The organism is Lysinibacillus sp. FN11, assembly GCF_024628845.1.
Classification (GTDB): domain Bacteria; phylum Bacillota; class Bacilli; order Bacillales_A; family Planococcaceae; genus Lysinibacillus; species Lysinibacillus capsici.
This window is the reverse complement of sequence record NZ_CP102383.1, coordinates 913696-928186: the sequence shown is the minus strand read 5'-3', so window position 1 is coordinate 928186 and position 14491 is coordinate 913696. Positions and strand designations below refer to the sequence as shown.

The 14491-nt window shown below is 29.7% G+C and carries 11 protein-coding genes and 1 pseudogene; 11 read left to right on the top strand and 1 reads right to left on the bottom strand.

The features are described 5' to 3' along the window. Nucleotides 1-441: 441 nt before the first annotated feature. Both NP781_RS04480 and NP781_RS04475 read left to right on the top strand, forming a co-directional pair. Nucleotides 442-1437: a hypothetical protein gene (locus NP781_RS04480; RefSeq protein WP_257521506.1), complete on the top strand. Its 996-nt coding sequence runs from the start codon at nucleotides 442-444 to the stop codon at nucleotides 1435-1437. Between the two features lie 123 nt (nucleotides 1438-1560). Beyond that, complete coding sequence (locus NP781_RS04475) at nucleotides 1561-2244, top strand: hypothetical protein (protein WP_257521505.1); 684 nt, start codon at nucleotides 1561-1563, stop codon at nucleotides 2242-2244. A gap of 932 nt (nucleotides 2245-3176) precedes the next feature. On the opposite strand, the gene NP781_RS04470 is transcribed toward NP781_RS04475, so the two are convergent. Further along, on the bottom strand, nucleotides 3177-3377 hold the full coding sequence (locus NP781_RS04470) for a hypothetical protein (protein WP_257521504.1): 201 nt from the start codon (nucleotides 3375-3377) through the stop codon (nucleotides 3177-3179). A gap of 347 nt (nucleotides 3378-3724) precedes the next feature. On the opposite strand from NP781_RS04470, the gene NP781_RS04465 reads away from it, so the two are divergent. The 9 genes and pseudogenes from NP781_RS04465 to NP781_RS04420 all read left to right on the top strand — a co-directional run bounded on the left by NP781_RS04465 (nucleotide 3725) and on the right by NP781_RS04420 (nucleotide 14489). Next, nucleotides 3725-3907: a hypothetical protein gene (locus tag NP781_RS04465; RefSeq protein ID WP_257521503.1), complete on the top strand. Its 183-nt coding sequence runs from the start codon at nucleotides 3725-3727 to the stop codon at nucleotides 3905-3907. A gap of 52 nt (nucleotides 3908-3959) precedes the next feature. Then, nucleotides 3960-6515, top strand: coding sequence for an RNA dependent RNA polymerase (locus NP781_RS04460; RefSeq protein ID WP_257521502.1), 2556 nt, complete (start codon nucleotides 3960-3962; stop codon nucleotides 6513-6515). Between the two features lie 220 nt (nucleotides 6516-6735). Then, nucleotides 6736-7035 carry an HU family DNA-binding protein gene (locus tag NP781_RS04455; protein ID WP_257521501.1) on the top strand — a complete coding sequence of 100 codons (300 nt, stop codon included), beginning with the start codon at nucleotides 6736-6738 and terminating at the stop codon, nucleotides 7033-7035. A gap of 128 nt (nucleotides 7036-7163) precedes the next feature. After that, nucleotides 7164-7361, top strand: coding sequence for a YonK family protein (locus NP781_RS04450; protein ID WP_257521500.1), 198 nt, complete (start codon nucleotides 7164-7166; stop codon nucleotides 7359-7361). Between the two features lie 11 nt (nucleotides 7362-7372). Then, nucleotides 7373-8557: a metallophosphoesterase gene (locus NP781_RS04445; protein WP_257521499.1), complete on the top strand. Its 1185-nt coding sequence runs from the start codon at nucleotides 7373-7375 to the stop codon at nucleotides 8555-8557. 142 nt (nucleotides 8558-8699) lie between these two features. Continuing rightward, a complete protein-coding gene (locus tag NP781_RS04440; RefSeq protein WP_257521498.1) occupies nucleotides 8700-9629 on the top strand; it encodes a hypothetical protein in 930 nt (309 codons plus the stop codon). Continuing rightward, entirely contained in the window at nucleotides 9622-11412 is a 1791-nt protein-coding gene (locus NP781_RS04435) for a hypothetical protein (RefSeq protein WP_257521497.1), read from the top strand. Before NP781_RS04440 ends, NP781_RS04435 begins: the two co-directional genes overlap by 8 nt. 48 nt (nucleotides 11413-11460) lie before the next feature. Further along, nucleotides 11461-12983, top strand: a pseudogene (locus tag NP781_RS04430) (hypothetical protein). A gap of 36 nt (nucleotides 12984-13019) precedes the next feature. After that, complete coding sequence (locus NP781_RS04420) at nucleotides 13020-14489, top strand: DUF8531 domain-containing protein (protein WP_257521494.1); 1470 nt, start codon at nucleotides 13020-13022, stop codon at nucleotides 14487-14489. The last annotated feature ends 2 nt before the right edge of the window (nucleotides 14490-14491 follow it).

Genomic DNA, 14491 nt, shown 5'->3' with positions numbered 1-14491 from the left:
GGTTATCTAAATTTATTTTTTATCTTATTCATGCCGTTCTTGATGTATCAATGGATTGATTTTAAAAATTTAAACGCATTTGATTGGGTTGTAATTGTATTGTATGGAATGCTTGTGATTGTATTTATAGTTAGAATTGTAATTACGATGATTGGATCAAGGGAAAGTTAAATATGAAAGTTACGATACTTTGAGCAGCTAATTTAATTTTGAGCTGCTCTCTTTTTGCCGTTACTGTTAGTTATGAGTTATTTCTATTATAATTAAGTATATAAATACATAACAAAGGAATGATTTTGATTGAATATGATTAGAGCTGATACATTGCACATTCTCTTCCCTACTCTGCTACGCAAATAAAATTGAAAAGGATGATTAGATATTAAATTAGAAAACATTAAAGCTGGAGACGTAATTAAGAATTATAAGGAATTATGTAAGTTGTTAGAGGTTAAAGCTAGCACTGGAAACAGTAAAGTGTATCAAATGATTGACTTTGAAAGATACTTCAGTTGGAATAAGGATGGATACAAATTTATAATTACAGAAGTATTTGAAGAAACTAAAACTAAAATTGATAATAGAGGAAAGCATAATCAATTACCATTCATTGAAGAGATGGAGTTACTCCTAATAGATATGATGATTAAGGATAAAGACTTGGTTATTTCAGATAGTAGATTGATGTTAGAGTTGTGTATGATCAATCCTAATTATCATAAGTACTTCATGGACAATGAAAAATTATCAGAACTATTGAATATGGATTTAGAATACATAGTTGACTTCTACGATACTACAAACGGAACATTTAAAGGTGCAATTGAAACGGTTATTAAAAAATTAGAGATAAAGAAGTTAATGCTTCATCAAAGTGTTTATATGGTTAATCATATCAGTATGCCAGATATAGATAATGTAAGTGAGTTATTTGATTATGATGAGTGTACAGGATTACTCAAAGGTAAAGCAATAAAACCTATAATAACTCATAGACAAGCAACTAAAGAGGAATCAGAAGCTATCCTAGGTATAGAAAGAAGAACATTAGTGGATGAATTCAATTGTGATAATGTTGGTCAAGTAATACGTAAAGGCATGGGAAATCAATACTATACAAGAGTAAATAAGTTAATACTGGATCATTTGAGTATCGTTAAATTTTATCAGGCTAATAAATTTATATATAATATTCATGAGTTAGCTAGACAAAAATATAAAGTATTAAACCAACACAAGGTAAAAGAGATACAAGATTTACTTAACTTAAAAGTAATGATTCGTATTGATAAGAATGCCACTAACAGGTACGAGAAAGCTATAGGTTTATTGAAGGAATATGACGATAAGATTCACAGGATAGATGATGACTACATAGATAATATTAATACTCTTAGTAACAACTTAATAGATATACATAACATAGATGGAATTTAAGATGTAAAAGTTTGTCCGTTCTTGTTCACTATAGTTATTATTAAGTGGGTAAGAACGGACAATATTAATAAGATAAATACATAATAGATTAAAATATATTACAATTACAAAGGAGACAATTATATGACTAAAGCTAGAGAATATAAGGGATTAAAGTTTGGAGATTATACAGTAATCGAAAGGACGGAAGCACCAGATTATGTTAAAAATAAAAGAAGTGCATTCTGGTTAATTAAATGTGATAAATGCGAAGACGAGAAAGTAACTACTTCTTCTCGCCTAACAAATGGAGATATTAATGTATGTAGAAAGTGTAAAGTTGAGAATAATAAAATAGAACGTGAAAAATGGAAAAAGGATAATATAGAATTAGTTAGATTCAAAAGAATTTGGTATGGAATTAAAGAAAGATGTAAACCTGAATGGGCAGAATCTCAGTGGTACTATGATAAAGGTATTAAAGTGTGCGATAGATGGTTTGAATTTGAAAACTTTAAGGAAGATATGTTTAAGGACTACATAGAATTTGAAAAAGAACATGGTGAAAATTCAGCAACAATAGATAGAATTGATTCCGACAAAGGTTATTCCACAGACAATTGTAAATGGGCAACGTATACCGAACAAGCTAGAAATAGAAGCAGTAATATTAAAATCGAATTGAATGGGATTAAATATAATACTCTTACTGAATTAGGAGAAGCATATGGAATAAAACAAAGTGTTATTATAAGTAGATACGGAAGAGGTAAAAGAGGATTAGATTTAGTTAAAACTCCGAGAAAGTCTCCTACAAAAAAACAATAATACATAAGTTTTAACATTTTCAAATAGATAATTAAGTACTTAACTTTATAACAGATAAAACACAATATTATTTAACCGTACTAGTTTCCCCTAAAAATTATAAGACTAGTGCGGTTATTTTTTAGATTAATTAATTAATAAAGAAATGTGAATATATAATTGTATCACTTAGAGCTTTCTGTCCATGTTATACAACGATTAGAACAGTTTAAAATTTGCATAGTTTTAGATTATACATTATTGATTTTGGAACATTCGTTTGCTTTTATTCATCTTATTTGGTGCTGACTATACTGTAAATAAGTGGGTATTATAGGTAAAATAATATACATTATATCCTTATCACCATTGAATATAGGGGGGTATGTTTACATTTTAAAGTTTACTAACTGCTCCAGTATCACCCCTACCTCTTCCATCCACACAGCATGTATAATTTTATTACTTAATACCTAACCACTACCCTACTCATACTCGTTTTTGTAATCGTACTTTACCTTCAATTCCCTTATAATCATTGAATATTAGCCTATAGTACTTTTGTCACTTTTTACTCATTTCCCCTTCTTTTCACCTTCCAATAAGCACAAAACCCTTATGAACATTGAGAATTACGATTAATTTCTAACGACTAATATTCTAGCGATCCTCTACCCGCACAGAAATCCCTTATAAACATTGAATATTCTCCTACTTTTAATGTAAATCAGCAGAAAATAAAATAACTCGAAAAATAACGATAAATCATCTCAAATCCCTTATAAACACTACACATTAGTTGCAGGATTTCGTTAGTCAAACGACTAAAGATGAAATTATTGAATATCGTCTTTTCGAGTTCAAAAAGTACCTATTATTTTATTGTTAAGTATCCATACAAATTAACTTATGATATTTATTTGTTGTTATAAATATAAATTTGACAATATAAACTAACTTAATAATCTCCCATTCTCTACAATATCAATTGCATACTTTAATACACTTTTCTTAGGGAGATCATCTTTGGCGCACATTGCCAATAACCTTAATGACTCTTCAGGTTGAGTTATAGATAATTTACTTATAATTAATAATAGTGCAGAATCTACTGAATCATTTTCACTTAAATCAATAGTTTTTATTTCTTTCATATATACTACTCCACCTTTCTATAGTTTTAATTATTGGTATAACTTCTATAAATTACAAGAAAAATACACGTCATTTCATTTATTATACAAACAAACATTAATCTTACAGTTTAAATAATACACCATAATACCTATCAAAGCTATTCAGATATTACATAATTCTACATAATTCGACAAAAAATCGATACAAATTTTGCCAACATATAGATTTTAACGGTTTTAACGAATTAATACTACTCATATAGTGAATATTAAAAAATAATTTTTAAGTTTGACTGTCACTTCTCCAAATTTTACATTATAATATTAATAAATACATAAAAAAATAAATTTAAAGGAGATTTTATATGACTACAAAATTTAACAAAGAGGACGTTTTATTTTATTTAGAGGAAATGGTGCAAATGGAGATGGCTACTTCTATTGAGGAAGATGTCTACTATTCACTTAAACAAGATACAAAGATTTCTAGAGACCAATTAAGAACTGTATTAAAGCGTATGAATAAATGGTATAATACTAAATTTTAATTACATAAATACATAATAAAACAATTTGTATTTTTAAAGGAGAGTTGATTAATTGGTAAGTGCTTTAGAAAAACAGGTTTATATCTATAGTATTGGTACAGAAAGCTTTTATACTGACAAGGAACATGAAATACATAAAAAATTAGTTAGGTTATACATATTAAGAGGAAAATTAGATAAAGCAATTAAGAAGAAAAAAGACAATCGTAAAACACGTAAAGAACGACTAATTAAAACTAAAAAAAATATTAATAAGATTATACATAATTATAAAAAAGAACTGACTTCACTTCTTAATGATTTTAAAGGTATAAGGGATTTACGAATTGATTCTTTAACAGACAATAGAATTATCGGAATGTTTGATTCAGCTTTAACTAGAACAGTTGGAATGAAGGTAGATAGTTTATCCACCGATTTATTTATTGTGAGAGCTTTTTACTTCAGTGTACTTAACAATATTATGAAAGATGGATTTACTTACAATGGTGAGAAATATATTTACTTTTCATCTAGTGCAGGTCAAATAAGAACTAAAAAGGTGGTCTTTATAAAAGAATCACTATGGGACAAGTATGAAGGATCTTTAACCTGTGGATTGAGTATAGATGAGATAAATAGTAAAGGTGGCTGCAATGTTAATAAATTACTAGCTTATAAAGCTTTAACTGCTTCAGCAAGTATAAAATGGAATGGCTTTGATATAGATAAAACCATTGTCGTTCCTGATTTAGAGACTAAAGTTAATTCCATCTTTGATTACATTGATCGAGATACCTATGAGATTACTCGTAAAGCAATGGATGTACCAATTGAACACACTGATGGTTGCGGAATGATACTTCCTAGAAAATCAAAAAAAGCTTTTATGACTAGGCTACCCTATGTAAAAGGTTTATTAGTCCCCTTTCCATTTGACGAGTTTGCTAAATTACATGGCAATACTAAAGTGAAGGACATATATGGTAAGGAATGGGATGTCATTGAAGATGATATCCAAGTCATATTCACTAAATCTCAATTTAAAATGAAAGCATATTATGATGATTGGGACGATTATAAAAGAAGATTTAAAGATAATAATTGTCAAGCTGTAAAGTTAAATGAAGAAGATATTGGTGAGAACGCCACGTTAAATTATCAAATGCTACAGACATTAACTGATGTATCGAATCAGGAATTAAAAGAGATATCTCAAGCTACTAGTGAAGACATCTTGAAAATCGGAAATGATAAAGAAACAATGTTGAGAATTTTAGGTGCTACTGAAACAAATAAAAAGAAAAATCATTTTCAAATAGCACTTACCCTCTATCCAGAATTATTGAATGATGAGCACTCTAAAAAGGTTATAAAAGATAAGAAAAAATCAATGGTTAATGATGCAAGAGCAGGTAAATTAAGAATAAATGGACGTTATCTTTATCTGATTCCAGACCTATATGCATTTTGTCAAAGACTATTCTTAGGTAAAGTTAAACCAACAGGATTATTATCAAATGGTGATGTATTTTGTAATGTATATGCTGAAGGTAAAGTAGATATTTTACGAAGCCCTCACTTATATAAAGAACATTGTGTACGTAATGTCATAAAGGAAGATAAAATGAATAAATGGTTTATTACTAATGGTATTTACACTAGCATTCATGATCCAATTTCTAAAATTCTACAGTTTGATAACGATGGTGATAAAGCTCTTGTTATTCAAGATGAATTATTTGTATCGATTGCAGAAAGAAATATGAAGGATATCTACCCTCTTTATTATGAAATGGGTTCTGCTGAACCTGAAATAATTGATAATACAAGGATTTATGACAGTCTACTGTTAGCATTTAAAGCTAATATAGGTGAAGTTAGTAATAATATCACTAAGATATTTAATTCTGAAAAAGAGATTGATTTAGATGTTGTTAAATGGCTTACTGCTGAAAACAATTACATAATTGATTATGCCAAAACATTGTATATGCCTAAACGTCCAGAGGAAGTAGAAGAAAAAATTAAAGAGAGTATAAAAGGTAAAGTTCCCTACTTCTTTATTGAAGCTAAAAATAAAGATAAAGACAATGTTTCTGACATTACACAAAGTACTGTTAATAGACTAAGAAAGATAATCCCTAATAGAAATATTAAATTCGAAGCAATTGCAGGTGAATTTGATTATAAAATGTTAATGAGTAATAATATTATCTATATTAATCGAAAGATTATAGAAACATATCGTAAATTAGATCGTTCTAAGAAATTTCTCATTAGGGATACAAATATCAAAGATAGAAATGAAGGTTTATTGTATGTAAACAAATACATAATAAACGAATTATCAAAGATTGAATCTAATAAAGATAAAATCGTAAACGTTCTAGTTAAGGAACTCTATGGTAATTCTAAATCATCTAACAAATCAACGTTATGGGATTGCTATGGTGATATCTTGGTGTCAAACATTCGTCAAAATTTAAAAGGCACTAAACAATGCGAATCTTGCGGTATTAGAATCGAAGCAGTTAATAACAGAGTTAAGTTTTGTGCTGAATGTGCCACAAATATTAATAGAGAAAAAACAAGAGAAAGAATGCGAAAATCAAGGGGAAATGTTTGAGATAGAAACTCTCATAAACATTGAAATATTAAGAAGTTTGTTCAATTTAGAAACATGCATTACCGTTAAAACCTTGATAAATCAGCGTTTATAAGCACTTTTCAAGAATGTTCTCTAAAGGAATAAAAAACTAAAGTACAAAGAAAAATGGTTCGCACCCCCCCTTTTTTTAAATAAAAAAATACATAAAATTTATAATAATATAAGGAGAGTATAATTTATGACAGTATTAAACTTAACAGAATTAGGAAAGCTAACAAAAGATGCTTTAGGAGTAAAAGGTATTGAATTGGATTCCAAAGAATCTAAAACTACAGTAGAGACTGTTTTTGAGGTTATTCGTGATCGCTTGCTTGCAGGTGATGATATTGATATCTATGGATTTGGAAAACTGGAAAACAAATCTCGTGCAGCACGTAAAGGAAGAAATCCTCAGACGGGTGTAGAAATTGATATTGAAGAAAAACGTACTGTAGGTCTTAAACTTAAACCTAAATTTAAAGAACAGTTAAACAGCTAATTTTAATACATTGCAAATTAATACAGACGTTTTAACATTTGGATAGAGTTAGAGTCAGGGTTCTCCCCTTCTCTACTCTATCCTTTTAATTTTAATTAAAAATCATTATATGGAGAAAAGGTGAGATTGTGGAGAAGTTAACAAAAAACTATAAATTTAAAAATGCAGAGGTTAATTTAGAAGATGGATTAATTTATGAATATGGTAAAACCGATGATGAAATACAAACTCATTCATTAAATGAAGTTCTAAAAGAATTAGCTTCTCGTGGACGTACCAATTTTTCCATTAATACAACAACTATTCCTACTCCAATTGAAGATTAAGGAGTGATCATATGCTAACTAAACTCCCTAACGAGACTAATCAAGAATGGAAATTTCGGTTAATTGAAGAAAAACTAACTGGAACTATTAATGATGATTGGCAAGATATTGTTGAAGCTTTAAATCTGAATGTACATCGTGATACTTTACGTAAAGGCTCAGTATTCTTCTTAGAAATCAAAGAGTATTTTGAAAAGAAACTCAAAGATGGTATGACAAATGAACAATTAGATGAAATGAAGCAATTAGAAAAGGAATTGTTCAAACTTAAAGTTCAATTATCTGATGAACGTAGAGAAATACGTAAGTATATGACTCATGAGGCACGTCTGGACAACTTGCTTCGTAAGTTACTAGATGAAATTAAAGATGATATACATATTAATAAGCCTTTACAATGGGTTAAACCCCTTCCCTCCTCTTCTACAAAAGGAGCGTTGACTTTATTATTAAGCGATTTACATAAAGGTATGGTAACAGATAACTATTGGAACAAATATAATGATGAAATCTTTTATGAACGTCTGAATCAGGTTAGAAATGAAGTACTTGAATATAAAGAGTTGTTAAATGTAAAAGAAATTCATGTATTTGAACTTGGTGATGTTATTAGTGGATGTATTCATCGTTTGACAAAGTTAAGTGAGACAGAAAATGCTGTTACTTCTACTCAAAAAGTGGCTGAAGCTTTAAGTGAATTAGTATCGGTTTTAGCAAACAATTTCGAAACAGTTCATTATTATAACGTTAAAGGTAATCACGATCGTGTCGCAGCTCGTAAAGAAGAGGAAGTTCGTACAGAGTCATTCCACAGCTTTATTATGTGGTACATGGAAATGAGATTAGAGAAATTTGAAAATGTTATATTCCATAAAAATGATATTGATAGCGAAATTATTGTTGCCGAAATTTTAGGGAACAAATACTACGGTGTACATGGTCATTTAGATAGTGTGAATACAGTTATAAATAATCTTTCATTGATGTTAGACAAGAAACCAAAAGCAATTTTTGCAGGACACATACATAAGAATTTTGAAAATGAAGTACATGGTGTTGATTTAATTGTTAACGGATCATTTGGAGGCGTTGATGATTACGCAAAAGATGGTCGAATGACAGGTAAAGCACATCAAAAACTACTTTGGATTACTGAAAAAGGTCGTAAAGGTACATTCTTTATAGAATTTAATTAGGTGAAACATATGAGAAATCTAATATTCGAAGTTAGATTTAAAGTTTATTTTTACATACTTAAATTTAAGAATTACTTAAAACTGTTATTTTATTCAAATTAATACATATGAAAATTAATAAATGGAATGAGGTGAATTATATTTGCCTACTCTATTAGATAAGGATAAATATAAGAACTGTTCCATGTGTGGCGACAACAAAAGGTTAACTGATTATTATAAGTCATATAGTCCATTAGATAAAATAGATGAGCGTCTAAGGGTTTGTAAAGTTTGTCTTAAAAAAGAGTCTGATATTAATAATGTAGATAGTGTAAAAAATATTTTAAGGATGGTAGATAAACCATTCAATATTTTACTATGGGAGTCTGCATTAACTAAACCAGATGTTATCGGAGAGTATTTTAAACTTATTAATGCTAAAGACTATAGACATGAAACATGGGAACAGAGCATTTTCGAGAAACAAGATGATCGTAAAAGTGAAATAGAACAACAGGACAATTTATCAATAGAGAATATAGATGATGCTTTGTTAGGCGAATTAAAAGAAAAGTATGGTTATGGTTATCCTGATGAAGAATACATACTGTTTGAAAAGAAATTTATTAACTTAAAACCTAGCTTTCAACTTCCTACTACAATGCATGAAGAGTACTTACGTGAATATTGTGTTAACAAAGTTAAGGAGACCATCGCTAAAGCTAAAGGTGAATTTAAAGAAGCTAAAGAATGGGCTGCAATGGCAAAAGAATCGGCTGAGGCAGGAAAACTAAAACCAAGTCAGATGAGTAAAGCAGATTTATCACAGGGATTAGATGGATTTGGACAACTTGCTCGTATGGTAGAAGAACATCAAGACATAATCCCCTTACTACCTAAGTTCGTTCAGCAGCCTAAAGATAAAGTTGATATTACTCTATGGATGTATATTAACTATGTTCGTGATTTAAAAGGAATGCCTGACGCAAAGTATGAAGATTTGTATGAATTCTATGAAGAAAGAAGAAAAGATTACGAAAATCAGGAGTTAGACGAAACAGAACTAAAAGAGGATAACGGAGATGGCTAGTTATAAAAACTTTCAAGATGACAATTTCAAATATAGTAAAGATAGCTCTCGTTCATTCGATAATCCTTCTTTTAATTCACAAGTAAAAATAAATGATTTAAAAAAGAACTCATTTGAAGATAGTTTTGATAAATGGCTAGAATTTGTTCAATGGGCTAGATGGTTTCCAGATCTATTCTACGATTTAATTAAACCTGAAACTGGTGGAATGAGATTAGATTTAGACCAGCGTATGTTTTTAAGGTGTATGAGTAGATTTATAAGTACATATGGTGTTTTCCCTCGTGGTTTTGGTAAAACAATGTTGGAATTAATGTCAATATATCACACTTGCATATTCTTCCCAGATATCACCATCGCAATGTCAGCTCAAACAAAAGAAAACGCAGCCTCTATTAGTGAGGAAAAACATAATGAAATAATGAAATGGTTTCCATTGATGAAAAATGAATTGGCGAAACCACCAAGCTTCACTAAAGACAGTGTAGAAGTTGAATTTAAATCAGGTGCTACTTATTCTATTTTAGCTAATTCACAAACTAGTAAAGGACAACGGAGACGCAGATTAAATGTAGAAGAAAGTGCATTATTGGACAATTTTCTATTCAAAGATGCTTTAGAGCCTGTAGTCAATGTACCAAGAAGGACTATTGGAAAATTAGCTACTATAAATCCATTTGAGCTAAATGGTATGATTAATTATTTGACTACATCAGGATATAGAGGGTCTGACGAATTTAATAGAATACTAAACATGCTTGATGAAATGGCTGATTTAAAAGGAAAAATTGTATTGGGGGCTAGTTGGGAATTACCTTGTCATTATGGACGTGGAGAAACTAGAAATCAATTATTAGCAAAGAAGAACGACCCTACCACTTCTGCTACTGCGTTTGCTATGAATTATGAATCTAAGTGGGTTGGCGCAACGGACGGAGCATTAGTTAACATTACTAAATTACTTAATTTAAGAACGCTACCAAAAGTAGAACTAGGATGTCCAAAAGACAGTCGAGGGAATTTTGAACTTACTGAATATGTCATAGGAGTTGACGTTGCACGTTCTTCTGCACAAAGTAATAATAAAACAGCTATAGTAATTCTTAAAATCATAAGAAATCCTAAAGGATTAATTAGACAAATACAGTTAGTGAACTTAATAGAACCTCCGAACGGTCTAAATTTCAAAGAACAGAGTATAATTGTTAAAAGATTGTTCAAAAAGTATGGTGGCAATGAGAACTTAGATAAATCTCGAGTTAAAGCAATAGTTATTGATGGAAACGTTATTGGTAAAGGGTTAATAGATAGACTTTTAGAGGATGTTACCGACCCAGATACTAATGAAGAGCTTGGTTGTTTTGACACGATAAATACAGACCAAAAACCAGACCATGAAAAAGCTATAAAAATAGTTTATGATTTAACCTCCACAGGTATTAATGATGAGATTATACGTACATTTATTGATTATGTGGAAACTGAAAAGTTGAAATTACTTAAAATAAATGATGAAATTAAAAAGACTTCAGTATACGGTGATGATAGTTTGGTTGAAGAAGAAAGAGCTAGACTACATACTCAATATTTAATTGATGAGGTCTCAAATCTTAAACTAAAAAAAACAAAGAATTCAATAACAGTTGAACAAGTTCAAAAGAAAATTGATAAGGATAGGTATTCTGCATTAGCATATGCACTATATTATATCTTTTTATTTTTGGAAAAAGAAGCAGAAGAAACGAGTGTATATGAAGAAGATGATGAATTAATTTATTTCTAAAGATAAAAAAATACATAATGCTAATTCAACCGTATCGGAGGTGAATAAATGTCAGAAATTGTAAAATTAGATACAGAGACAGAAGAATACAAAAGAATGGTGAACGATTATAACGACTATATTAGCACTTTTGTTTCTGGTTTTGTTACCAATTTATTCTCACAAGGAATAATTGAAGAAGTGGATGCAGAAACACTAAAAAAGTATTTTTCTAATCCTGATACTTTTCAAAAAGAAATTGAGGATTTAGCACAGTATTATTATATTTCTTCAGGTGAAATACATCAATTATTCGAATTAATCGAAGCACTTCCCTCTTTAAATTACAAAATAGATTCGTTCGATAAGAATAAACATACAGATAAATATATCGGAATAATTAACAAAGCACTCCACAAAATTAAACATAAACGTTTGACTCGTGATTTACTTAAACAAACATCAGCATCTGGAACGTTAGTTGGAATTTGGCTAGGTGATAAAAATAATGTTTATCCTTATGTGTTTGATGATGTGAGAATGGCATTTCCTGCTTATAGAAAAAATGGTGAGTGGCAATGTGTTATAGACATGGAGTATTTCTCAAAATTACAAGATGATTTTCGTAATGAACAATTTAACAACATGTCTCCTTACTTAACAATAGAAGATTTTGAGAAATATCAAACCGATACTTCAAAACACAAATATAAAGAGTTACCACAAGATAGAACCTTTGTATTGAGAACTGGAACATTAAAAAGAAATCAAGGGTTAGGTACATCATTAGTTACCTCTGGATTATATGACGTATTACATAAGAAGAAATTGAAAGATGTAGAATATTCTATTGCTAATAAAATCATCAATGCTGTAGCTGTACTAACAGTTGGTGTAAATGGTGATGAAAAGTATGACACAATGACAAACTTGAAATTACCTAAAGCTGTGAAACAAAAAGTTCACTCTGGAGTTAAACAAGCATTAGAAAAAAGTAATACTAAAGGGGTAACTGTAGTAACAATACCAGACTTCGCCAAGTTAGATTTTCCTGATGTTTCTACGGATGGATTAGGTGACAAGAAGTATGGAAATGTTAATTCAGATATTAAGACAGCGTATGGTATATCTGGAGCTTTGTTAAATGGTGACGGTGGTAACTTTAGCGCATCTAAACTTAATCTTGATACTTTATACAAGAGACTTGGAGTTATGTTAGAAGACATTGAACAAGAATGTTATCAGAAATTAATTAACCTAATCCTCCCTCTTCACAAAAAGACAATTTTGTAATGGAATATGACAAGTCGACTCCACTTACTCATAAAGAGAAAGTGGATATTTTAATGAGATTGAATGACAAAGGATGGTCAATCAAGCATGTGGTAGATCAACTAGATGGAGTTTCATGGGAGAGTTTCTTTGAACAGACTATATATGAAACTGAAGAACTTCATTTACAAGACCGAATTCGTCCTTATCAAAGCACTTATACTATGACTAGCGATAAAGGCGGAAGACCTGAAATGGATTCCAATAACGACAATACCGTTAAATCAAAGACAAGTAATGGTAATGATTTACCTGAATAAGTAGAATTTGTCTTTCAAAGGAGGTGAAATATTAATTTGGTCAAAAAACAAACATTAAATTTAGTTTTAAATGAAATAAAACAAAGTGATGACCCAACTATTCTTCCTTGCACTTTTATAATAATGGACTTCGAAAAGTCAGGAAATAATGTTGTAGTTGCAGAAGACGTAGTACTTGAAGGTGGTAAATCCCTTTTAAACAAGCCTATAGTTGCTGCATACAAAGATGTTGTAGAAGCAAATACCAAAACAGATAACTTCGAGGGTCATAATCAATATATCAGTGAAGATAGGTATGGTAATCAAATAATTAAATCTAATACAGTTCCCATCGGGGTATTTACAACTGAGGGGTATAAACTTTCTGTAAATATTGATGGTGAACAAAAAGATGTGATGGCTTGTGATGCTGTACTTTGGAAAACTAGATTTCCAGATGCTTGCGATTTGTTATTAGAGTGGTATGAAAGTGGTATTAAAATCAATACAAGTTGCGAATATTTGTATTCAAACTATTCTTATCAAGATGGCATTGAATATCATTACTCCCCTATTTATTTTGAAGGTCATGCTATTTTAGCAAGTGAAAATCGAGGTGATCAAGATATAGTATTACCTGCCTATGAGTCATCAAAATTGTTAAGTTTTAATGAAATAAATAAATTTAATAAATTAGTTGCACAAGCGATTAATCAGAAAGACGAGGAGGAAAAAGAAAATATGAAATTCTTTAAGAAAGTATACGAATTATCTCACAGTGATGTTCGTTCCCTACTTTATACACAACTTGAAACATTCTTAGATAAAAAAGAATACTCTTATATTTCAGACGTGTATGAGACGTACTTTGTAGTTAATACATATAAATATGATGAGGATGACAATTTAGAATATGATAAATACTTTAAGTTCAATTATTCTAAAGGCGAAAACGACACAATTACTATTGATGGTGATTCAAAAGTAGAGGTTACTATTAAACGTGATTGGGTAGAAGTTAGTCAATTTGAGTCAATTCAAAATGAAGTGAAAGATTTAACTAATCAGTTAAACGAGAAAGAATTAAAATTAACTGAATTAGAACAACAATTAAATACTATTTCATCAGACAAGAAAAATATTGAAGAAAAATTCAATACTGCGTCTGAAACAATCATTCAATTAAATTCTAAAGTGGATGAACTTACACCATTTAAAGATCAGTTTGAACAGCAAGAGTTAGAAAAGGCTTTAAATGAGAAGAAAGAATTTTATAGTGGTAAATTTGAAGCATTAAACGCTAAAGAAAAATTCGAATCTGAAGAAGTACAAGAACTAATTGATAAAACAATTTATAAAAATGAAGAAGGTTCTAAAGCAATTCTTCAGTTAAATTCGATATTGGTTGATATGGTTGTATCAAACAAAGAAGCGAATTCGGAAAAACCTACAATCAGAGAAGTTTCTAGTAAACGTGAAAATCTAATTCCGACTAGTGACGATTTTGATAGTAGATATTCATTATAAAA